Annotated in this window: 27 protein-coding genes; 17 read left to right on the forward strand and 10 right to left on the reverse strand. The window is 34.4% G+C overall.

Going from position 1 to position 22,131, the window contains the following annotated elements; translation table 11 throughout:
• Positions 1 to 40 precede the first annotated feature (40 nt).
• The 4 genes from H6G25_RS02025 (at position 41) to H6G25_RS02040 (ending at position 3,041) form a co-directional block, all read left to right on the forward strand.
• On the forward strand, positions 41 to 274 hold the full coding sequence (locus H6G25_RS02025; protein WP_190391059.1) for a hypothetical protein: 234 nt from the start codon (positions 41 to 43) through the stop codon (positions 272 to 274).
• A gap of 199 nt (positions 275 to 473) precedes the next feature.
• Positions 474 to 1,082, forward strand: a complete 609-nt coding sequence (locus H6G25_RS02030) for a hypothetical protein (protein ID WP_190391060.1) — start codon at positions 474 to 476, stop codon at positions 1,080 to 1,082.
• Between the two features lie 10 nt (positions 1,083 to 1,092).
• Positions 1,093 to 2,655: a pentapeptide repeat-containing protein gene (locus H6G25_RS02035; RefSeq protein WP_190391061.1), complete on the forward strand. Its 1,563-nt coding sequence runs from the start codon at positions 1,093 to 1,095 to the stop codon at positions 2,653 to 2,655.
• Between the two features lie 56 nt (positions 2,656 to 2,711).
• Positions 2,712 to 3,041: a Nif11-like leader peptide family natural product precursor gene (locus tag H6G25_RS02040; RefSeq protein ID WP_190391062.1), complete on the forward strand. Its 330-nt coding sequence runs from the start codon at positions 2,712 to 2,714 to the stop codon at positions 3,039 to 3,041.
• Between the two features lie 130 nt (positions 3,042 to 3,171).
• On the opposite strand, the gene H6G25_RS02045 is transcribed toward H6G25_RS02040, so the two are convergent.
• The 6 genes from H6G25_RS02045 to sufB form a co-directional block, all read right to left on the reverse strand.
• On the reverse strand, positions 3,172 to 3,804 hold the full coding sequence (locus H6G25_RS02045) for a Uma2 family endonuclease (RefSeq protein WP_190391063.1): 633 nt from the start codon (positions 3,802 to 3,804) through the stop codon (positions 3,172 to 3,174).
• Between the two features lie 9 nt (positions 3,805 to 3,813).
• Positions 3,814 to 4,413 carry a hypothetical protein gene (locus H6G25_RS02050; RefSeq protein WP_190391064.1) on the reverse strand — a complete coding sequence of 200 codons (600 nt, stop codon included), beginning with the start codon at positions 4,411 to 4,413 and terminating at the stop codon, positions 3,814 to 3,816.
• A 163-nt stretch (positions 4,414 to 4,576) separates the two neighbouring features.
• Entirely contained in the window at positions 4,577 to 5,842 is a 1,266-nt protein-coding gene (locus H6G25_RS02055; protein WP_190391065.1) for a cysteine desulfurase, read from the reverse strand.
• Positions 5,843 to 5,992: 150 nt separating this feature from the next.
• Entirely contained in the window at positions 5,993 to 7,363 is a 1,371-nt protein-coding gene (gene sufD, locus H6G25_RS02060) for a Fe-S cluster assembly protein SufD (protein ID WP_190391066.1), read from the reverse strand.
• Positions 7,363 to 8,148: a Fe-S cluster assembly ATPase SufC gene (gene sufC / locus H6G25_RS02065; RefSeq protein ID WP_190391067.1), complete on the reverse strand. Its 786-nt coding sequence runs from the start codon at positions 8,146 to 8,148 to the stop codon at positions 7,363 to 7,365. The genes sufD and sufC overlap by 1 nt, the downstream gene beginning before the upstream one ends.
• 52 nt (positions 8,149 to 8,200) lie before the next feature.
• Positions 8,201 to 9,640 (reverse strand): Fe-S cluster assembly protein SufB, encoded by a 1,440-nt coding sequence (gene sufB / locus H6G25_RS02070; RefSeq protein WP_190391068.1) that lies wholly within the window; start codon positions 9,638 to 9,640, stop codon positions 8,201 to 8,203.
• 232 nt (positions 9,641 to 9,872) lie between these two features.
• On the opposite strand from sufB, the gene sufR reads away from it, so the two are divergent.
• The 3 genes from sufR to H6G25_RS02085 all read left to right on the forward strand — a co-directional run bounded on the left by sufR (position 9,873) and on the right by H6G25_RS02085 (position 11,927).
• Positions 9,873 to 10,544, forward strand: coding sequence for an iron-sulfur cluster biosynthesis transcriptional regulator SufR (sufR, locus tag H6G25_RS02075; RefSeq protein WP_190391069.1), 672 nt, complete (start codon positions 9,873 to 9,875; stop codon positions 10,542 to 10,544).
• A gap of 167 nt (positions 10,545 to 10,711) precedes the next feature.
• Entirely contained in the window at positions 10,712 to 11,407 is a 696-nt protein-coding gene (locus H6G25_RS02080) for a hypothetical protein (protein WP_190391070.1), read from the forward strand.
• 49 nt (positions 11,408 to 11,456) lie between these two features.
• The gene (locus tag H6G25_RS02085) at positions 11,457 to 11,927 is read left to right on the forward strand and encodes a hypothetical protein (protein ID WP_190391071.1); all 471 of its coding nucleotides are present in this window, start codon (positions 11,457 to 11,459) and stop codon (positions 11,925 to 11,927) included.
• A 3-nt stretch (positions 11,928 to 11,930) separates the two neighbouring features.
• Here H6G25_RS02085 and H6G25_RS02090 read toward each other — a convergent pair whose 3' ends face one another.
• Complete coding sequence (locus H6G25_RS02090) at positions 11,931 to 12,245, reverse strand: hypothetical protein (RefSeq protein ID WP_190391072.1); 315 nt, start codon at positions 12,243 to 12,245, stop codon at positions 11,931 to 11,933.
• Between the two features lie 162 nt (positions 12,246 to 12,407).
• Between H6G25_RS02090 and H6G25_RS02095 the strand changes: the two genes are divergently transcribed.
• The 6 genes from H6G25_RS02095 (at position 12,408) to H6G25_RS02120 (ending at position 15,943) form a co-directional block, all read left to right on the forward strand.
• A complete protein-coding gene (locus H6G25_RS02095; RefSeq protein ID WP_190391073.1) occupies positions 12,408 to 13,952 on the forward strand; it encodes a serine/threonine-protein kinase in 1,545 nt (514 codons plus the stop codon).
• A 75-nt stretch (positions 13,953 to 14,027) separates the two neighbouring features.
• On the forward strand, positions 14,028 to 14,309 hold the full coding sequence (locus H6G25_RS02100) for a hypothetical protein (RefSeq protein ID WP_096670375.1): 282 nt from the start codon (positions 14,028 to 14,030) through the stop codon (positions 14,307 to 14,309).
• Positions 14,310 to 14,370: 61 nt separating this feature from the next.
• The gene (locus tag H6G25_RS02105; protein WP_199319626.1) at positions 14,371 to 14,598 is read left to right on the forward strand and encodes a type II toxin-antitoxin system HicB family antitoxin; all 228 of its coding nucleotides are present in this window, start codon (positions 14,371 to 14,373) and stop codon (positions 14,596 to 14,598) included.
• A complete protein-coding gene (locus tag H6G25_RS02110) occupies positions 14,595 to 14,822 on the forward strand; it encodes a type II toxin-antitoxin system HicA family toxin (protein WP_027402417.1) in 228 nt (75 codons plus the stop codon). Before H6G25_RS02105 ends, H6G25_RS02110 begins: the two co-directional genes overlap by 4 nt.
• A gap of 69 nt (positions 14,823 to 14,891) precedes the next feature.
• Positions 14,892 to 15,539 (forward strand): Uma2 family endonuclease, encoded by a 648-nt coding sequence (locus H6G25_RS02115; RefSeq protein ID WP_190391074.1) that lies wholly within the window; start codon positions 14,892 to 14,894, stop codon positions 15,537 to 15,539.
• A gap of 143 nt (positions 15,540 to 15,682) precedes the next feature.
• Positions 15,683 to 15,943, forward strand: a complete 261-nt coding sequence (locus tag H6G25_RS02120; protein WP_190391075.1) for a hypothetical protein — start codon at positions 15,683 to 15,685, stop codon at positions 15,941 to 15,943.
• A 60-nt stretch (positions 15,944 to 16,003) separates the two neighbouring features.
• Here H6G25_RS02120 and H6G25_RS02125 read toward each other — a convergent pair whose 3' ends face one another.
• Positions 16,004 to 16,330 (reverse strand): YbjQ family protein, encoded by a 327-nt coding sequence (locus H6G25_RS02125; protein WP_027402424.1) that lies wholly within the window; start codon positions 16,328 to 16,330, stop codon positions 16,004 to 16,006.
• A 216-nt stretch (positions 16,331 to 16,546) separates the two neighbouring features.
• Here H6G25_RS02125 and H6G25_RS02130 point away from each other — a divergent pair, with 216 nt between their 5' ends.
• On the forward strand, positions 16,547 to 17,221 hold the full coding sequence (locus H6G25_RS02130) for a tetratricopeptide repeat protein (protein ID WP_190391076.1): 675 nt from the start codon (positions 16,547 to 16,549) through the stop codon (positions 17,219 to 17,221).
• An 81-nt stretch (positions 17,222 to 17,302) separates the two neighbouring features.
• Here the strand turns inward: H6G25_RS02130 and H6G25_RS02135 are convergent, their stop codons facing one another.
• Positions 17,303 to 18,211 carry a peptidoglycan-binding domain-containing protein gene (locus H6G25_RS02135; RefSeq protein ID WP_190391077.1) on the reverse strand — a complete coding sequence of 303 codons (909 nt, stop codon included), beginning with the start codon at positions 18,209 to 18,211 and terminating at the stop codon, positions 17,303 to 17,305.
• Positions 18,212 to 18,477: 266 nt separating this feature from the next.
• Positions 18,478 to 18,627 carry a hypothetical protein gene (locus H6G25_RS02140; protein ID WP_028082505.1) on the reverse strand — a complete coding sequence of 50 codons (150 nt, stop codon included), beginning with the start codon at positions 18,625 to 18,627 and terminating at the stop codon, positions 18,478 to 18,480.
• 377 nt (positions 18,628 to 19,004) lie between these two features.
• On the opposite strand from H6G25_RS02140, the gene H6G25_RS02145 reads away from it, so the two are divergent.
• The 3 genes from H6G25_RS02145 to H6G25_RS02155 all read left to right on the forward strand — a co-directional run bounded on the left by H6G25_RS02145 (position 19,005) and on the right by H6G25_RS02155 (position 22,122).
• Positions 19,005 to 19,604, forward strand: a complete 600-nt coding sequence (locus tag H6G25_RS02145) for a nicotinate-nucleotide adenylyltransferase (RefSeq protein ID WP_190391078.1) — start codon at positions 19,005 to 19,007, stop codon at positions 19,602 to 19,604.
• Positions 19,565 to 20,311 (forward strand): NUDIX domain-containing protein, encoded by a 747-nt coding sequence (locus H6G25_RS02150; RefSeq protein WP_190391079.1) that lies wholly within the window; start codon positions 19,565 to 19,567, stop codon positions 20,309 to 20,311. The genes H6G25_RS02145 and H6G25_RS02150 overlap by 40 nt, the downstream gene beginning before the upstream one ends.
• Positions 20,312 to 20,439: 128 nt before the next feature.
• Positions 20,440 to 22,122 (forward strand): NAD+ synthase, encoded by a 1,683-nt coding sequence (locus H6G25_RS02155; protein ID WP_190391080.1) that lies wholly within the window; start codon positions 20,440 to 20,442, stop codon positions 22,120 to 22,122.
• The last annotated feature ends 9 nt before the right edge of the window (positions 22,123 to 22,131 follow it).

Genomic DNA, 22,131 nt, shown 5'->3' on the forward strand with positions numbered 1-22,131 from the left:
TAGGATTTTATTTAGTAGATATTCTTGAGGATAAAAGATAATGAAAACAATAGAAACAGTTGTGAATGTTACCCCAGAGCGACAAATTACAGTCCAATTACCTTCAGATATACCCGCAGGTGAATATCAAGTAGTTATAGTTCTTAATGAAAGTGTTAAACCAGAGCAATTAGCAGCGAAGAATCAAGCAAAAATGTTTAAATGTTCAGCCTATCCTGTGGGTTTAATTGCTGATAATTTCACGTTTCGTAGAGAAGATTTATATGATAGATAAAGCAATTTTTATAGATACAAATATTTTAATTTATAGCAATTTAGCTTTAGAGAATATGATTATTTAATATGTATATAACTTACGTGCTAAAGTCATACTAAAACGGTATATAACAAATATATCCAATTAAGTGTTTACACTATTGACTTGTTATGCGTATAACTAGATAATCTTTCACACGCTACGACAAAATGAATTTATGTTTAAATACAAAAACGCTCCTATAGCTCTAATTAGTGCAATTTGCTTAGAATTGAGCATTACACAACTATCTGGTTCTCAGTATGTATTAGCACAAAATAGCAATAATGCTGATCCTATTTGCTACTGGAAAACTACAGATGGCAGAAGTGTAGATTTGGGGACTTTATGTGGTTCTAAACCGCAAAATGTTTCTCCTTCCTCAACAGCTAGTCAAAACTTGACTATTAACAAGGTTGCTATTACTCAGATCAATAAAGAATATTATGTAGTTGGTACAATCACAAATACAGGAAATAGCTCTCAAAAATATATACAAGTTTCCTATCAGACCTATAGAATGAGTGAAGGCTCATTAAAACCAAATGAACTTAACACAACTTTCGTTGACAATTTGGAGCTACTACCAGGTGAAACAACTATTTTTAAAGGTAAACTTCGCCGACGTGGTGATTTATTCATGCTGAAAGATTTGAATTCAATTGAGGGAGGAACTCAAGCAATTAATATTTGTTATGCTAATAGTGTGGAGAAACAAGAATGGTGTAAACGTCTTTCTGCAAGTTCAATAAGAAGATTATCTTCATTAAGAGAATTAACGAAATAAATATAAATATATGGATGCTAAAGAATTATTGTCTCTATATGCAGCAGGAGAAAGGTATTTTCGTGATATTTGCTTGATGTACGTTGATTTAAGTAATGCTAATCTAGAGGGTGCTAATCTAAGTTTTGCTGATTTCATGAATGCAAATTTAAGTGGAGCTAATTTAAGTCATGCAAACTTAGTAGGTTCTTACCTGAGAGAAGCAAATTTAACTGGAGCTAATTTAATTAATACAAATTTGATAGATGTTGATTTACGAGGCTGTAATCTTACTGGTTGTGATTTGAGAAATGTAAAACTTGATTGTGCTAAGTTGGACTTCGCTAACTTAAGTAATGCAAACTTAAGTGGTATTTGTCTAGATCATCATTCTTTACGATATGTCATATTAACCAATGCAAACTTAACTAAAGTTTCTCTAGCAAAAGCCATTTTGAGCGATGTATCGCTAGACTATGCTGATTTAAGTGAATGCAATTTATCAAGTGCAAGACTATTTGATACAAATTTATTCGAGGCAAACCTGAAAAATGCTAACTTGAGCAAAGCAAATTTACTTTTCGCAAAAATGGAATTTGCTAATTTAACAGGTGCTAATTTGCAAGGTGCAGATATTAGTTGTGCTAATTTAGCACACACTAAACTATCTGATTCTAACTTGTATCTGGCCGATTTAGAACAAGCTAATTTATATAAATCTGACTTGAGCAGAGCTAATTTAGAAAAGGCAACACTATCTGACTCTTACCTTTGTTGCTCTGATTTAAAAGAGGCAATACTATCTGAATCTGACCTTCTCCGCGCTAATTTAGAAGGTGCTAATTTAGAACTTGCTAATTTAAAATGTGCTAATTTAGAAGATTCTAATTTAGAACGTGCTAATTTAGAACTTGCTAATTTAACTAAAGCAGATTTAAGTGGCGCAAATCTCACTAGAGCGCATTTTAGTAATACGATTTTAACAGGAGCTAACTTCAGTAAAACTATATTAGATGGGGTTGAGCCAGAAGCTTTATCTTATTTAATAAAGGACATATCAGACATTTATATAAAAACAACTGACCAATTAGATCATATAGATAATGAATCAGAAACTGGAAAAAGTTTAATATTACCTTTTATTAAAATGCTGGGTTATGATATTCATAATGCTCAAGAAGTTAAATCTGAGTTTAAAGCTGATTTTAGAAATAAAGGTAAAGGTAAAGCAAATGCAGTTGACTTTGCTATTCAAATAAATAATGAACCTTTAATAATTATTGAAACAAAACATCACAGAGAAAATTTGGAATCATACCAGGGTCAATTAGCAGAATATTTTGCAGCCAGCAACAGCAAAGGTAGAACTAAAATTGGTATTCTTACAAATGGAATTATCTATAAATTTTTCACTGATGATAATAAAGAAAATGTAATGGATGATAAACCATTTTTTGAGTTTAGTTTTCGTAATTATTCCTGTGAGGATATAGAAAAATTACTGTTATTTCACCGTAATTTTTTTGATATCACAAACTTTAAGAATGAAGAACTTTTTTATTGCTTTAACTTTGGCAAATTTGGCGGACACTAATTTTTGTCAGTATTTTAAGTTATACTGAGATAAGAGAGTATATATAGAGGTTTTTTATGATAGAACAAGTAACACAATTTTTTGAAGAAGTCAACAATGAAGCAAGTTGGCAAGAAAAAGTAAAAGAAGTAAAAGACATTGACAGTCTTATTAAGATTGCTCAAAAAGAGGGAGGTTACAACTTTACGCAAAAAGATTTAAAAATAGGAATTAATAATCTCTTAAAGATTAAAGTTTATAATAATGCCAAGAAACGCTGTGAAGCAACATTTTTCTTTGCAGAAAGTAAATTTGAATTCAAAAAAGTACCAGAAGGTATAGGAGGTTTAGATTACTTAAACAGCAAAATTATCAATCTCTTCAAGCAACAAGAGCAACCAAAGTAATGTGAAGAAAACTTTATTTATATGTTGGGTAGAGCGATCGCAACACCCAACTTACTTTTACAAGTATCCATTTGTCTGTATATAACTTTGATACAAACATTATTTCCTCTTTAACTTTGCGGTAAGTAAACTACCCTATTTTTTCCCGTACCCAAGCGCGGAAAGATTTCAACAAAGCAATTTCACCCATAGTTTTACCTTGCTGGATAAATCTATTCATATCTCCAACAGAAACTAGAGGAAAAGCCATACTAAACTTAATTTCAATATATTGATTTTCCACTAATTGATAAAATTTTAAAACTTCACCGTCATATTTCCAAAGTTCAGCCACACCTAAAGCCGCATAAATATTAAACTTATTCACAGAACTGCTAGTAATATCAATTTCAACTGCTAAATCTGGAGGAGGATCTATTTCTAAATTTAAAGTTTCCCTACCTCTCATAGCCGCTTCATTTTGGATATAATAACAACTATCTGGTTCTATTCCTTTGGTCAAAGATTTACGTTTTAATGTTGTAGAACCAGCACTTCTGATTTCTATATCTAATTCTTCAGCTAAAGCAATAATAAAATTACCCAAATTGCTTTTCGGGTTTTCGTGTTCAAAAAGTGGAGTCATAATTTCTAAAGTACCGCAGTCATAAGCAAAGCGAGAACCCCTACCCTCACCTGTATCTCTCAACAAGGCTTCAAAAGTTTCCCAGCTAAGGTTATATAAAACTGTTCTTTGTTCAGCAATAATTGACTCCAGAAGCATATACAATACCTATTCCATGACGATATTAGATAAAATCCCCAGAATTTTACTTACATGATTAATATAATAATCTGTCAAATCAATTTCGACAACTTGATTAATAAGTTTTAAAAATTTCCAGTTAGTACCAGTGGTGACAGTTCCATAAATTGTTTGAATATTATTACCTTCACGTTCATTAAACATTCTTGCGGCTATCATTTCGGCTACACATTGTCCTAAACCTGCATTAATATTTTCTTTTTTAGCCTCTACAATTATCACAACTGGAGCATTAATAATTAATAATTCAGGTGAACGGCTAATAATAAAATCACAATTACCGTTTAATCCTTGTTCTGTATCTACAGTAAAATCAATACCTGAAAATAAACTGATTTGATTGTTTAAATATTTTCTAGCAGCTATTAAAATCGGTGCAATTATCATTTCAGAGCGGGATTTTTCCGTATTACTAGCAAGAGCTAAAGGTACATTTTCCTGTAATACTTCTGCTAGTAAAGCCGGACATTCAATTTCTGGAATAGATGCAAAAGCATTAATTTTATCTATAATTGTTAAAGCAAAAGCTTTTCTAACTTTATCTAAAGTAAATTCACTGTATGACATTTGATTTATTCTTTGATTTATTCCTGGAAGTTACCCGTGGTAAATTTATTTTTCCATTTCTTCAGCAATTAATTTTTTCTGAAAATCATACTCACAAAATAATTTGAAATTAAATTAAATTAAATTAAAAAATTAAAACAGGTGGGAAATACCCACCCAAAATTTACTCAGCAAACACACCAGCAAAAAAGTCCAAAGTCTCTTTTAATGCTTTGATGAAAATATCAATTTCTTCACGAGTATTGTAAAAAGATAAACTAGCCCGTGCAGTTCCCGCTACACCTAAATAACGGTGTAATGGTTGTGTACAATGGTGACCAGAACGTATGGCCACACCTTCCTGATCTAATAATGTAGATAGATCATTAGCGTGGACACCCTCTACCGTAAAAGCTGCTAGAGCGGCTCTACCTTCGCCTTGAGCATTGGGTTTTGGTCCGTAGATTCTAATTTGGGGTATTTGTGCTAATTGGGCGAATAAATAGGCGGTTAATTCCGCTTCATAAGCATGGATTTTATCCATACCGATATTAGTAAGATAATCTATGGCCGCACCTAATGCGATCGCTTCTCCAATCGCAGGAGTACCGGCTTCAAATTTATGGGGTAATTCTGCGTAGGTAGAATGGTCTAAAAATACTTCGGAAATCATCTCACCACCACCGAAAAATGGCGGCATTACTTCTAGTAATTCCAGCTTACCATATAAAAAGCCGATGCCCGTGGGAGCGCACATTTTATGTCCAGAAGCTACTAACCAATCACAATCAAGTTCTTGAACATTAATAGGAGTATGGGGAACACTTTGACAAGCATCAAGTAAGAACTTTGCACCGAATTTGTGAGCAATTTCAGCAATTTCTTTAACTGGATTTATACAACCCAATGTATTAGAAATATGAACGATAGATACCAGTTTTGTTTTTTCAGAAATCAGGTTTTTAAACTGTTCTAAATCAAAAGTTTCTGCTGGAGTTAATTCCACAAATTTTAAAACTGCACCAGTTTTTTCAGCGACAAATTGCCAAGGAACAATATTACTATGGTGTTCCATGACCGAGAGAATAATTTCATCCCCTGGCTGTAAATTGTGCATTCCCCAACTGTAAGCGACTAAGTTAATAGCCTCAGTTGCGTTGCGGGTGTAAACAATTTCTTGGCGTGATTTAGCATTAATGAATTTAGCAATTTTATCACGGGACTCTTCATAAGCATCAGTAGCTTTTGCACTTAAAAAATGTGCGCCACGATGAACGTTTGAGTTATATTGTTCGTAATAATCACGCCAAGCATTTAAGACTGATACAGGTTTTTGAGAAGTAGCTGCATTATCCAGATAAACCAGGGGTTTACCATGAACTTCCTGATGTAAAATTGGGAAGTCAGAACGGACTTTATCAGCTATAGTTTTGGTAGAAGTGAAGGTCATATTTTAGAAGTTCAGAATAGTAACTAAAATTTAGGAGTATGGCAGAATTTAAGAAAAACGAACCACTCCAGGCACAGAGGACACAGAGAAAGAAAGTTTTAGAGGGTTTTTTGGTGGGTTTTCCCCACTTTTTGCAGGTGGGGTTTTTGATTATTTATTGGTGAGACTTGTGACTGTTTTTAACAAACTCTCACGCAAAGAAGGAACAGGGATAAAGTTAATAATTTCCGTTGCGAAAGCATTAACTAATAATTTGCGGGCATCATTTTCATCAATACCACGACTTTGCAGGTAGAATATTTGATCATCTTCCAATTGACTGACGGTAGCCCCGTGAGCGCATTTAACATTATCAGCGGTGATTTCTAACTGAGGTTTGGTGTCAATTCTCGACTTAGATGATAACAGCAAATTGCGATTTAATTGCGATGCGTCCGTTAATTGAGCCAGTTTAGGAACAAATATTTTACCATTAAATACACCGTGAGCGCGATCGCTTATAATGCACTTATGTAATTGTTTACTAACACCATGGGGATGATTTAAAGATAAAACACTGTGAGTATCAGCCAACTGATTATCAGCAATAACAGTTAAACCATTCAAGGTCGTTTCTGTTTGTTCACCAGTTTGTAATATCTCCAAATTATGACGAGAGATTTTACCACCAACAGTTACAGCATTACAATTATAACGACTATATCTGGCTTGAGTAACAGCAGTTTTACCAATGTGAAAAGCCGCCGCACCTTCCCGCACGACCCTATTGTGAGTAACCTGAGCATTTTCCTGTACCCAGATTTCCGTCACCCCATTAGTAAAATAAACCTCCTCCTCTTGTGGAACAGGCATCTTGCCTGTAACATACTCTTCAATTAAACTTACCTGAGAATTACTTTCAGCTACTACTAAAACCCGAGGTTGGGAAATAGTTGCAGACTCACCCGACACAGAAATAAATAATAGATGAATTGGTGTTTCCACCACCACATTTTTCGCAACCCATACCACCGCGACATCATTTAAAGCCGCAGTATTCAAAGCTGTAAAAACCTCTTTAGCACCTTCAGCTTGCGCTAAATATTCCTGAACAACTTCACCAGGTAAAACATCCAAATTACCAACAATTAAGCCAGCAGGTAAATTTTCAGTATTAGATAAATCAGGTGAATAAACACCATTAAAAAACACTAACCGCCCAGAAACTTCAGGTAAAATCATGGATTGTAGAGACGTTCCATGGAACGTCTCTACATGATTGTGAACATGAAACATTCCCAACTGAAAATCTACCTGTTTGAGAGGTGACAAATCAGTAAACCGCCATTCTTCCTCGCGGGTATTGGGAACAACAGAATGACGTACCCAATTAGCAGCCTCTTCGCGTAAATCTTGTAACCAACCATCTGTTTTTGTAGTAGTTACCCGACTTAATAAACCACTTAAAAAAGCGTCTCTATCTAATAAATTTTTTGGTAGAGACGTTTCATGAAACCGCTCTAAATTAATTGACATATTCATTATACACCCACTCCCAAAACTTCCTCCAGCACCCAATCATAACCGCGAGATTCTAACTCTAAGGCTAACTCCTTACCACCACTTTTAATAATTCGTCCTTGTGCCATCACATGAACAAAATCAGGGACAATATAATCAAGAAGACGCTGATAGTGAGTAATCATAATTGTGGCATTTTCGGGACTTGTTAAGCGATTAACCCCATTAGCGACAATTTTGAGAGCGTCAATATCCAAACCAGAATCAGTCTCATCTAAAATGGCTAATTTAGGTTCTAAAATAGCCATTTGTAGGATTTCATTGCGCTTCTTTTCCCCACCGGAAAAACCCTCATTCACACTGCGACTAAGGAAAGAGGAATTCATTTTGACAATATCCAATTTTTCCTGAACTAAATCATCAAAATCGAAAGCGTCAACCTCCTCCAAACCTCTAGATTTCTGACGAGAATTATAAGCAACTCGTAAAAAATCTAAATTACTGACACCGGGAATTTCCAGAGGGTATTGAAAAGCTAAAAACACACCACCCCTAGCCCGTTCCTCCGGTGACATTTCCAAAAGATTTTGGTTTTGAAAAACCACATCACCACCAGTAACAGTATAAGCTGGATGTCCCGCCAAAACCTTAGAAAAAGTGCTTTTTCCCGAACCATTTGGACCCATAATCGCGTGAACTTCTCCAGCGCGAACCTGCAAATTCAACCCCTTTAAAATCGGAGTTCCATCAACATCAGCGGTCAAATTCTGAACCGACAAAATCAAATCACTATTCTCAACAATCATCTTCTCTTCCTCTCTTTCTCTGGGTACTCTGTGCCTGGAGTGGTTCGTTTTCTTAACCCACACTACCTTCTAGTTTCAGACTTAACAACTTATCAGCCTCAACAGCGAACTCCATAGGAAGCTGATTAAAAACATCCTTACAGAAACCGCTAATCATCATTGAAATAGCATCTTCCGCAGAAATACCCCGTTGAGCGAAAAAGAATAATTGATCTTCACCGATTTTAGAAGTAGAAGCTTCATGTTCAACCTTTCCCGTATTATTCTGAACTTGAATATAAGGAAAAGTATTAGCTTGAGCATTATCACCAATTAACATCGAATCACATTGGGAATAATTTCTCGCACCTTTAGCAGTAGGATTAATCTTCACCAAACCCCGGTAACTATTACTAGATTTACCAGCAGAAATACCTTTAGAAATAATTGTACTGCGGGTATTTTTGCCAATGTGAATCATTTTCGTACCTGTATCAGCTTGCTGCTTATGATTTGTTAATGCAACGGAGTAAAATTCACCGACGGAATTATCACCAACTAAGACGCAACTAGGGTACTTCCAAGTAATAGCTGAACCTGTTTCTACTTGAGTCCAAGATATCTTAGAATTAACACCTTGACACAAACCACGTTTAGTAACAAAGTTGTAAATTCCGCCTTTACCATTTGCATCACCTGCGTACCAGTTTTGCACGGTAGAATATTTAATTTCTGCATTATCTAAAGCAACCAATTCCACAACGGCGGCGTGTAATTGATTGCTGTCGTACATTGGTGCTGTACAACCTTCTAAATAGGAAACATAACTATCTGCTTCCGCGACAATTAATGTCCGTTCAAATTGTCCTGTATCACCGGAGTTAATGCGGAAATAGGTTGACAATTCCATAGGACATTTTACGCCCTTGGGGATATAAACGAAAGAACCATCACTAAATACCGCTGCATTTAAAGCAGCAAAGTAATTATCAGCAATAGGAACAACGCTACCCAAATATTTTTTAATTAGTTCTGGGTGTTCTTGTAAAGCTTCGGAAATAGAGCAAAATATGACACCATCTTCCGCGAGTTTTTCTTTAAATGTAGTCGCCACCGAAACACTATCAAAAATCGCATCAACAGCAACATTAGCTAATCGTTTTTGTTCGGAAAGAGAAATACCCAATTTTTCAAAAGTTTCCAATAATGTGGGGTCAACTTCATCCAAACTATTGAGTTTTGCTTTCTTTTGTTTCGGTGCGGAATAGTAAATAATATCTTGATAATTAATAGGCGGATATTTGACATGAGGCCAAGTTGGTTCTGTCATTTTCAGCCATTGGTGATAGGCGCGGAGGCGATATTCCAGCATAAATTCCGGTTCGTTCTTTTTAGCGGAAATTAGGCGGACAACATCTTCGCTTAACCCACGGGGGATAGTATCAGCTTCAATATCGGTAACAAAGCCGTACTTGTAAGGTTGGTTGACTAAGGTGGTGACAGATGCGCTCATCGGTTCTCTTGTGTTCTCTTTAAAGGATGGGCGACGGGTTGCATGATGCTAATTCCCGTTTTTTCTTACCGATTGCTAACAAGACTGCTAGAATAGGCTTAACGACTAAAACAATTCGGCGGTTGTTTAATCTACATTTTATTGTACGATAGATTAACAACAAGAATGTTGTTTTAGTCAAATTTTCTAAAAATTTTATTTTGGGACGTTTGCGAAGCGTCTAGTAGAGAACATGGCGACTACCCAGCAGACCTCAACTAAGCAAGATATCCTAGAGTATCTATTGAAACACTCACAAGCAACGGCTGTTGAATTGGCTGACTGTTTAGATGTCAGTCCCCAAGCTATTCGCCGTCATTTAAAGGATTTAGAGACGGAGAAACTAGTTTTGTATTCGGTATCAGCACAGCCGAGTATGGGGAGACCGCAGCACCTTTATCAACTGAGTCAGCAGGGAAGATCCCGCTTGCAAAAAAACGCTAACCGCTTAAATGATGGTTATGGCGAGTTTGCAATTTCTCTTCTGGACACCTTAGCCGAAACTGTGGGACGTGACCAAGTAAAGTCTATTTTACGGAAACAGTGGGAACGCAAAGCCCAAGAATACCGGGAACGGGTGGGTAATGGTTCTTTGCGGGAACGGGTCGCAAGTTTGATAGAGTTGCGAAAGCAGGAAGGTTTTATGGCGGAATTTCACCCTGTAGAATCAGATGCTAGTGGTGGGGAAAGATTCATTTTTGTAGAACATACCTGCGCTATTTCTGATGTTGCGGAATCTTTTCCTAGCGTTTGTGGTCATGAGTTGGAAATGTTTGCGGCTATTCTCCCAGATTGTACTGTTGAACGGACTCACTGGTTGATTCATGGTGAACATCGTTGTGGTTATTTGGTGGAAAAAAGTTAATTAGGGGTTATTTGTATGCTTCTATACCCACCCGGAAATTGGTTTCCGGGATAATGGCTTAACTACGTTAAAATGTACTTGTGTTAACTAAATAAATTGTTACTTTACAAAAGTATTAAAAATATATAAACTAAATAAAAAATTGTATTATTTTTCAGGTATATATTTTGCATCCACAACAGATTAGGGAAAAACTAAAATCATTAATTGAGGAAGCCTCAAGCATAGATCCCAATTTAGCAATTAAGTTAAACCAGATTAACAACTGGATTAAAGATGTGAAACCTGGTACACTGATGTCTAAACGTTTTGTTCTTTTGTTTTTACAACAATTTATTCGAGATGCAGAAATTAGACTTCATATAAAACGTTTAACTTCTGAAGCAGAAAGACAAGACTTTTATGAATCAATGACACCTCCTGAAAGATACTGGTATGGTGAATTGTTTCCTAGATGGTTAAGTAAAAATGACCCCAAATTTTATATTTGGAGAAAAAAATTAATGTCTGGTGAGTTCAATCAGGAGGATGAAAAATTAATTAATTTGATTGCTGATGTAATTAAACGGAATGGTGGTCAAGTCTTACAACGCTATATTATAGACTTATCTATGGCAAGTGATATAATAGTTAGTAGTATTCAAGAACAATCCCTTTGTATTCAACTGACTAGCCAATCTCAAGAATTTACACAAACAAAAGCTGATGATTGGGAAGATACTTTAATTTCTTGGGGAATAGAGAGAGGATTATTTTTAAGTTTTAATCCTGGTGAAAGTGATTTTATCAATCAAATAGTTAATTTAGCACTAGATAAGAGTGATAATCTGAACAATGGTATTTATCAAAAAATAAATTTATAGTGTTTCGTTAGTTTGATTATGTATATCAAAAATTCTCACAGAGGTAATTATGATTAACCAAGAAATTACAAAAGAAAGTCAAAAAAGACTAGAACAGTTTTTACAGCATTTAGAATCAGCCCGTCAATTAGAAGATGATATCAGAAAATATGGGTTAGAAGCGGCTGATTTATATTTTGAAGATATAGATAGTGATTGGTTGGAAACTTGGGGGGATGATGACAATGAACCGGGTTATATTGAGAAAATGACTACTTTCTTAGAAAGTGATGATGTAGTTGCGGTGGAGGTAAGAAAACATTTACAGAATAAATCTATGGATGAAATTATTGGTGGTTTGGAATATTGTTTGAGTCAATTAACAAAGAAAGATCGGATTTTTGCAGCTAAGGATTTTTTATTTGGTGATGTTATGGTTTCTGGAAGTTGTCGCGCTTCTGGTAGTAGTGATATTAATGAGGTTGAGTTGTTGGAATTAGCGGAAGATTTGATGGAGAAGTTGAGAGAGATTTTAGGGTAATTCTTATTTAATCAATTGAGGTAAATCTTCCACTTGTCTAATATTATCCCAATCAATTATCGCAACCCAAATATTTTCTTCTGGAGAATGTTTAACTATTCCTTCAACTTCTAAATCTTCGCTATAAAAAGTTAGTATTTTACCATTTTGTAATTCAATTTTCTGACGTGCTAAATCTTCCATTGTGCCAATATAATTTAACCGCAAATTACTATCTTCATCAGCATTATTAAAGTCTGCGAAAACTCTCAATTTGTTATTTAATATTTGTTGATTTATTTCATTTTGAGGATTGAAAAAATTAATTGGTGTATTCATAAGTCATCACTAGCTTGGGGAAATGCTATATACACAATAATCACTTTACCAGTAATTGTTAATTCAAGATATTGCGTGAGAATCAAAAAATTAGCATATTTACCCAAATCATACCCAACTGTGCCAAAATGTACATAACTATATTTTAGGGATTTATAACCTATGGTTTGGCAAAAGGGGTATAAATTACAGGGTGGAAGATACGTTATCGAAAAAGTTCTGGGAGAAGGTGGTTTTGGAATTACGTATCAAGCACAACATACACTTTTAAAGCAGTGGGTAGTGATAAAAACGCCGAATGAAATCCTAAAAAATGATTCTGAATACCCCAATTATGTAAAAAGATTTATTCAAGAAGGACGCAAATTAGCAAAACTTTCTCAACAACCACACCCAAATATTGTCCGTGTAACTGAATTATTTGAAGAAGGTAAAACATATTGTTTAGTAATGGACTTTGTACCCGGTGAAAGTTTATTTAATTTAGTCCAAAAAAGGGGAGCATTACCAGAAGTAGAAGCGGTAGGATATATAAAACAAATTGGAGAGGCTTTAATTTTTGTTCATCATCAGGGTTTAGTTCATCGGGATGCACACCCTGGTAATATTATGGTACAAAAAAATGGCAAAGCTGTTTTAATTGACTTTGGAATTGCTGGGGAAATAATGCCCCAAGATGGATATTTTACTTCTCATCATCCCGCTAATATTGCTTTTGCACCTTATGAACAAATGGGAGGTAATAGACAAGTAACCATTGATGTTTATACTCTAGCAGCTTCTTTATATTATACAGTTACAGGTAAACGTCCTGAAAGTTCGCTGGATAGAAAATTATATAATAAGCCTTTAATTCCTCCTAATAAATATGTTGTTTGTATTAGTAATGAGTTGAATTGGGCAATTCTGAAAGGTATGAATTTAGAAGCGGAAAATCGTCCGCAATCTATGAGAGAATGGTTAAAATTATTGCCTGATTTTAGTTATCAGGTTTATCAGGTTAGTCAGAAAATAGAACATCAAACTATTAGAACTGAGAAAACTGTTCCTGTTATTGTAGGTGCTAATAATTCTCCTAATGTTAGGGTAAGTAGTAAGAATATTCCTTTGGTTCAATTGGGCTTTATTGGTTTTTTGTTGTCACTAGGTTACATTACTTTCTATTATTCAATTCTCGGATTTTTCTCAGGAGCTAGTCTTATTGCTATAGCTGGTTCTTATGCTTGTGCTATTGCTATTGCGTTTACTATTGCTATAGATAGTGATATTGGTTTTTTTATTGCTAGTGGTAATGGTATTGTTACTGCTATTGTTATTGCGCGTGCAATTGCTAGTGGTAGTGATAGTGATATTGCTAGTCATACTGCTTTTGCTATTGCTCTTGCTATTGCTGTCGCTATTGCTATTACAAGTTATACTGCTAGTGATATTTCTAATGCTAATGCTAATGCTATTGCTAGTTTTTCTTGTTTGTTAATAACAATAATTTTAGGTGTAAACTATGGTTGGTCTGGTCTTGCAGTTAGTATTGTAATATGGATTTTATGTATTTTCTGTATTTTTGCTTATACCTCTGCAAATAAAAAGCTAGAACAGCAATCTTTGAGTAAGTGGAAGCAGTTTTTCACTTATGCGGCTACATCTTCAATAGGCTTATTTTTAGGCTGGTTACTTTATCAATTATTCCCCATATTTGGACATCGCTAAACCCCTACATTTCTTATCCTCTTATGATACAATATAATCGAGTTCCAAAAATCTAACTACATAAATATAAAAAATATGAACAACCTATCAATTCCAGCGCAAACATTACAGGAAGCATGGGAAAAAGGTTTACAGCAAGGCTTAACCCAAGTTGCTGTAAATATGTTACGAGAAGGTATTGATTTAGATTTTATCGTCAAACTAACTGGACTGCCATTAGAAGTAGTTAAAAATTTACAAGCTGTTGATACAGATGATAATAAAATATTGGTCAAAGAATTTTTAGAAGTGAGTGAATCATCATTAAATAAAATTTGGCTTAATCCAGAGGAAGACGAAGCATGGAAGGATCTATAGAACTTTCCTTTGTGTTATAATAAAATTTGAATATTGCTAACTTTATTAGTACACTATCGCCATGACAAATAAAACCATCAAAAACAAAGAATTTTATGTAGTAATTGAAAGAGATGAAGATGGTATATATATTGGTGAAGTTCCTCAACTTAAAGCCTGTTATAGTCAAGGAGAAACTATTGATGAATTAATGAAAAATATTAAGGAAGTTATTGAAATGTGTTTAGAAGAACTAGAAGAGGAATCAATAACTGAATTTATTGGTGTGCAAAAAGTAATATTATCATGACTAAATTACCAACAATTACAGGAGAAGAACTGATTGCTGCATTAGAAAAAGCAGGTTTTTATATAGTCAGACAAAAGGGAAGTCATGTAAGAATGAAACATGAAGATAATCGAGTTGTTTCTATTCCTTCTCATAGTGGTAAAACTATCGGAAAAGGTTTATTAGTAAAAATAATTCGAGATGCAGATTTAACTAAAGATGAACTGATAGAACTTTTAAATTAGTTGTTAAGGAGAATTTTCCTTATTCCCTAAAGTGATATAATAGAACAATTAAAACTGCGAGGTGAATTTATGGTAACTCTAGCACCTACTCACAGCAACACTCACACCAATAGCGTTATCCTCCATAATATTTCTTGGAATACTTTTGAAAGGATTTTATTAGAAACAGGTGATGATCGCCATCACAGGTTTACTTATAATCAGGGAATATTAGAAATTATGACTCCATTAATGCCCCATGAACATAATAATCGTTTGTTACAAAATCTAATTATTGTTTTAGTTGAAGAATTAAATCTCAATGTCAAAAGCACAGGTTCATTAACTTGTAAAAGAGAAGATTTAGTTAGAGGTGTAGAACCTGATTCTAGTTTCTATATTCAAAATGAACTAATCATGAGAAATAAAACAAGTTTAGATTTAACTCAAGATCCCCCACCTGATTTAGTGATAGAAGTTGATTATGCTAGTTCTTCTATTGATAAATTACCGATTTATTTAGCTTTAGGTGTTCCTGAAGTTTGGCGTTATGATGAACCTGTGATGCAAATTTATAGTTTATCTGAGGATAAATATATTCCTTGTAATGGTTCACCAACCTTTGCGAATTTACCTTTAAATACAGAAGTTCCTCAGTTTTTAGCTTCTAGTTTACAAGTGGGTGAGGTGTCAATGATTAAGAATTTTCGGAGTTGGTTAAAAACACAAATTTCCTGATTAAATTAAGAAATCGGGAATCTGGGTATTATGTTTTTTAAAGTTGAGTTACTTATTGCTGGGCTTTTATTGCTCAGGGTGTACAATAATATGATTTAATGGTAAAAAGGCAACTTCTCGATTAAACAAAATTTTGAATTTTTATGGATATCGCACCTAATCAATCATCAACCCAATTTTTATCTGCTGAAGAATCTGCTCAAGTTGACGCGGCTTTGTTGTCTTCTCCTGAGAAGTTTTTAACAAGACTGACTATTTCTTCTTTGCGGATTTTACAACATATCGCTCAAGAATATGATGTTTCTATTGAGGAATTGACAACAAAGCAAATTATTACCTGGTTTGAAACTGATGCTAAAATTAGAAGAGAAAAAGGAATTGAGGAAGCATTTCTCAAGTGGTAGATTCAGTAATATTTTATTACTTAAAGATGAATAAATGTTTGCTACAAAATCAGCAAAATATTAACGAATTTTTACGGCTGTTCCTGTGGCCGTAATTACTAATAAAACACCAGATTGATCAACATTAATTGTGCCTGTATCAACTGCAATACCAACAACTGCATCTGCGCCCAAGCGTTGCGCCCTTTGTTCTAATTCTTCCATTGCTTTGCGTTGTCCCTCTTCAAAGAGACGCTCATAGCTACCAGTGCGGCCACCGACAATATCCCGAATACTCGCTAAAAAATCCCGCAGGAAATTGCTACCATAAACAACTTCTGCTGTCACAATACCTAGGTATGACTGAATTACAGCACCTTGAATAACATCAGTAGTAGTTAAAAGCATAGATCTATTTAAACATTATTGATGAGTACGGATGGGTTGAATTAATTATTAATCTAGTGCTATAGTGCCGAAAATGTCAAGTGATTTAAGAAAAGATTATTATATATTATAATAATACATATTATGTAAATATGAATAAATAGAGATTACAAAAATAAATATTTTTGTTTTAATGTATGAATAAGAACAATTGAAGAAAATCTAGGGAAATTGACTGTGTACAAAAAAACATCATTTGTCTTAACTGTCTTATTATTGGGATGTTTCTTCACTAGCACACCTGTAGTGGCCAAAGTTGATCTATTATTAGCACAAGCTGACAATGCAGAGTTGAAAAACTTGATAGAAGACGGAAAAAGACTTGTAAATAATAAAGATTATAATGGAGCGATCGCTGTTTATCAACAAGCAGCAAAATTAGATCCCCGCAATGCGAAAATTCATGCTGGTATTGGCTACTTGTATACTCAAATAGGAAATTTTCCCTCAGCTTTAAGTGCTTATCGTCGGGCTATTGCTATTAATCCCAATAACAGCGATTTTTATTATGCTGTAGGGTACATTAAAAGTGCTACAAAGGATATTAGTGGAGCTAAAGAAGCCTATCGTCGTTCCATACAACTTAATCGAAATAATATTAACGCCTATCTAGGTTTGGGTGTTACTCAGGCAATATTAGGCGATTTTGAATCTGCTATGTGGGCATATCAAAAAGCATTAGAACTCAATCAAAATAACCCCCGCACCTATGAGTTAATGGCAGGAATGTTTAAAAAGAAGGGTCAAAATAGCAAAGCAACTAGCGCCTTACGAAAAGCTTTAAGTTTATATCGTCTTAGCAATGATCTAGATAGTGTTAATAGAGTGGAAGGAATGTTAAGAGAAATGTAATTTCTAGATTTTGAATCCCCAATTTATAATTAATTTATAATTAATGATTAATTTGGGGATTTATTGATGTTAATTGACTAATTAGCCAGGAAATCTTTTAAGTAAATCATTTCCAGGAATGATGGTTGTATAGAAAACATAATCCTTGTTAGCTACATAACGGCGATCTTGTTTAATGATAGCCATAAACTCTTTATGTCCTTCTATTCTTCGTCCCACTAAACAGCCCGCGCTGGCATCTTTGATGTCATTAACGGGAGCATCATAGCCCCAGTGTTGATTCACATAAAAATCATCACCTGTATCAAGTTTATCCCCAGTCCGTTTAAAATCTTTGTTGAAATCTCTACAAACGGTGATATTCCCAACTTGTCTTAATGCTTCGTGAGGATTTGCAGTACCGTGATATCCAACTTTCCAAGCTTTGTACTGTCCAAATTGAATCCTAGCTGCTCCTTTGGGATTCATTGGATTATAAGTATAGTGGCTACCTGGTTCAGTGGTTGCTTCCCAACTATTGACAATTTTGGGAACACCATTTATGATTTCAAGAACAATCCGTTGATCATTAAATTTATTTGGTGCATCATTGTTAAGAGTCCAATCTCCATCTATTCCTTCTATATAAACGATGTTGTACTCTTTGGGATTGGTGAAAACTTGATAATTTTCTGCCAACATATATTTAACTATCTTGCTGGCTATGTCATTACCTAATTTTAATGCTGGTTTTGGTAAATCATCTTTTTTAGCTTCAATTAGCTCTTTAGCTGTGACCGCTCCTAAAAATTCAGTTTCTCCAGTTTTTAATAACTCTTGAAATTCTTTGAGTGCTGCGGTGGAAACAGGTCCAAATTTACCATCTGCGGGTGGTTCTAGTAATCCTAATCCAATTAATAAAACTTGAATTTGTCTAGATAATTCTACATCATTAGCGATCGCTTCATATCCCCATTTTTCCGCTGTTCCCAAAAAGTTTTGTAGTTTCATATTTCACCTGATCTGATGTATTTTGAAATTGCCAATTGTTTTGCTCTATTTGAGCTTAACTAAGTTTTAATACATAATATACACACAAATTCAGAAATTACTAAAATCTTTGTTTTTTTCAGGAATTACAGTAAAATACTTAAAAACAGGTGACAGGAATCTCCTGCTCCTTAAATACAGCAAAACCAAGGTAAGATAGATTATACCCGACCTTGGTTAATATCAATGATGATCGTCGTACATTGTAACTTTTATCAAATTAAAAGCTACCAAGCCGCTCTACCTCTCTTATACAGATTACCGGTAAAAGGCTGCACTCCAATCACAGGATAAGCGTCATTAGCAGGGGTAAAAATCCGCATAAAGGCTTCAGAAATAAACTGAGCCATATTAGTGAGCATTCTGGAAATAGCCATAATCTTATAGCCCCTTTTTTTTTCAGTTTTTTAATCTGCGATGCCTAAATTATAATACCGCCATTATTTATTTGCTCTTATTCTCCATATATCTACACCTAACACAATATTTTTTCAAATAACTTTGCAATACTTTATAATCATAATTTTGATTTACTCCTCATTGTAACCGAAAATTGATAATTAGGCATTTTGGAGTTTAAATAATAGTTTCTACTATTAATAAATGTGAATTATTCGTAAAATAATAGATAATTACCCTTGTAAATATAGGATTTTAGGGAATTTGTCACCATTCGTTAACTAGGGCTTGACATTATTTATAGTAAATATTACCATAAACTAAATAGACATTCTCGCAACATCCTGAAAATATCATGAAAATTGCTTTATTTGGTACAAGTGCTGATCCACCGACTGCGGGACATTTAGTAATTCTTAAATGGTTATCTGAACATTATGATCGGGTAGCTGTTTGGGCTGCGGATAATCCTCTAAAATCGCAACAAACGCTTTTATCTCATCGTGCGGTCATGTTAGAATTGTTAATTAAAGATATTAATGTTTCTAGAAAAAATATTGCTTTAGAACAAGATTTGAGCAGTTGGAGAACCTTAGAAACCGTAGAAAAAGCCAAATTAAAATGGGGTGAACATATTGAATATACTTTAGTAATTGGTGCTGATTTAGTAAATCAATTACCGCGCTGGTATCATATTCAAGATTTATTACAGCAAGTGCAATTATTGGTAATTCCCAGACCAGGATATATCATAGATAATTCAAGTTTAGAAAATGTTAAACAAATGGGAGCGAAAATTGCCATTGCTAATTTAATTGGTTTAGATGTTTCCTCTACCGCTTTTCGTGAACAAGGAGATATTAATACTCTCACACCTCCCGTAGTTGCCTATATTCATCAACAGCATTTATACAAATGCCAATACATCACCCAAAAAAGATTTTCAACTCCATAAATCAACAACCTTTAGCTAACTTTAAAGTTGGTGTTGATAATGTGATTTTTTCCGTAAATACTGCCCAAAATCAGTTATTAGTTCTTTTAGTTATGGGACAACAAGAACCATTTTTAAATCATTGGAGTCTTCCCGGTACTTTAGTTCGGCAAGGAGAATCTTTAGAAGATGCTGCTTATCGTATTATGGCTGAGAAAATAAAAGTAAATAATCTTTATTTAGAACAGCTTTATACTTTTAGCAGTCCTAAACCTGACCCTAGAGAAGAAATTGCTAGTTATGGAGTCCGTTATTTATCAGTTAGTTACTTTGCCTTAGTACGATTTGAAGAAGCAGAATTAATTGCTGATAAAGTCGCTGGTATTGCTTGGTATCCTCTGCAAAAATTGCCACAATTAGCATTTGATCATCATGAAATTATTACCTATGGACATAGAAGATTAAAAAATAAATTAGAATATAGTCCTGTAGCTTTTGAAGTCCTACCAGAAACCTTCACCCTCAACGATTTATATCAACTATATACCACAGTTTTAGGAGAAAACTTTGCCGACTACTCTAATTTTCGAGCGCGGTTACTCAAACTAGGTTTTTTATCAGATACCGGCATTAAAGTCTCACGAGGTGCAGGACGACCTGCGAGTTTATATAAATTTGATCAGGCAGCATTTGCACCGTTTAAAGATAAACCTTTAGTATTTATTTAATGAAGAAAGGAGGTAGGAATTATTAAACGCTTAACGCTGGTAAACGCTGATAAATACAGATGATTGTGATTTTGTGCAGTCTAAAATCAGATTTATTTTATCTATTCCCTATTCCCTTTTTGATGATCATGAAAATCGCTATTGCTCAAATTAATCCTCTTATTGGTGACTTATCTGGAAATGCTCAAAAAATTCTGGAAATGTCCCAACAAGCATCATTAACAGGTGTCCGTTTATTATTAACACCTGAATTATCAATTTGTGGTTATCCTCCTAGAGATTTATTATTAAATCCTAGTTTTGTAGTCGCAATGGATCAGACATTACAAAAATTAGCTGAAGATTTACCCACAAATTTAGCTGTATTAGTGGGAACAGTTGTCAAAAATTCCCAAGCGCGTATAACTGGAGGGAAAAATTTATTTAATAGTATGGCTTTATTAGAAAATGGCAAAATTCAGCAATTTTTTCATAAAAGACTATTACCAACTTATGATGTTTTTGATGAACATCGTTATTTTGAACATGGACTAGAAGTAAATTATCTGATAGTAGATCATCTCAAAATTGGTGTGACAATTTGTGAAGATTTATGGAATGATGAGGAATTTTGGGGTAAGCGCAGTTATCCAATTAATCCAATTAATGATTTAGCTGATTTAGGAGTAGATTTAATTGTTAATTTATCCGCTTCACCCTATACTGTTGGTAAGCAAAATCTGCGAGAAGCAATGTTAAAACATAGTGCTATTAGTTTCCAAAAACCAATTATTTATACAAATCAAGTTGGCGGAAATGATGATTTGATTTTTGATGGCCGCAGTTTTGCTGTTAATAAACAAGGAGAAATTATCGCTCGTGGTCAGGGTTTTGTATCTGATTTGATTACCGTTGAATTTAATGGAAATCAACAAGATTTAGTATTAGGTAATATTTCCCCTGTTTATGAATCTGAAGAAGCGGAAATTTGGGACGCTTTGGTTTTAGGAGTTAAAGATTATGTTCATAAATGTCGTTTTTCTAAGGTTTTATTAGGGTTAAGTGGGGGAGTTGATTCTGCTTTAGTTGCTGCTATTGCGACTGCGGCATTAGGGAAAGAAAATGTAATTGGTGTATTAATGCCTTCTCCCTATAGTTCAGAACATTCTATTAGTGACGCTTTAGCATTAGCAGAAAATTTAGATATTCAAACCGAGATTTTACCTATTGGGGAATTAATGCAAGCTTTTGATCAATCTTTAAATGATTTATTTGCGGGTACAGAATTTGGAATAGCAGAAGAAAATCTCCAATCTCGCATTCGTGGTAATTTGTTAATGGCAATTTCTAATAAGTTCGGTTATTTGCTTTTATCTACTGGCAATAAATCAGAAATGGCCGTTGGTTATTGTACCCTTTATGGTGACATGAATGGGGGTTTATCTGTGATTGCAGATGTTCCCAAAACTCGCGTTTATTCCCTTTGTCAATGGTTAAATTCTCATCATCAAAAAGAGGTTATTCCCGTAAATATTCTTACAAAAGCGCCCAGTGCGGAACTTAAACCGGGTCAAGTTGACCAAGATTCTCTACCAGCCTATGATATTTTAGATGATATTCTCGACCGTTTGCTGCATCAACATCAATCAGCAGCAGAAATTGTTATCGCAGGTCATGACCGGGTAGTTGTAGATAAGGTATTACAGTTATTATCTCGTGCGGAATTTAAACGCAGACAAGCTGCACCAGGTTTAAAAATCACTGACCGCGCTTTTGGGACTGGTTGGAGAATGCCTATTGCTAGTAGTTGGTCTGTGTTGCGGAATATATAAGTAGGTTGG

Origin of the sequence: Dolichospermum sp. FACHB-1091 (assembly GCF_014697585.1) — a bacterium.
GTDB lineage: Bacteria > Cyanobacteriota > Cyanobacteriia > Cyanobacteriales > Nostocaceae > Dolichospermum.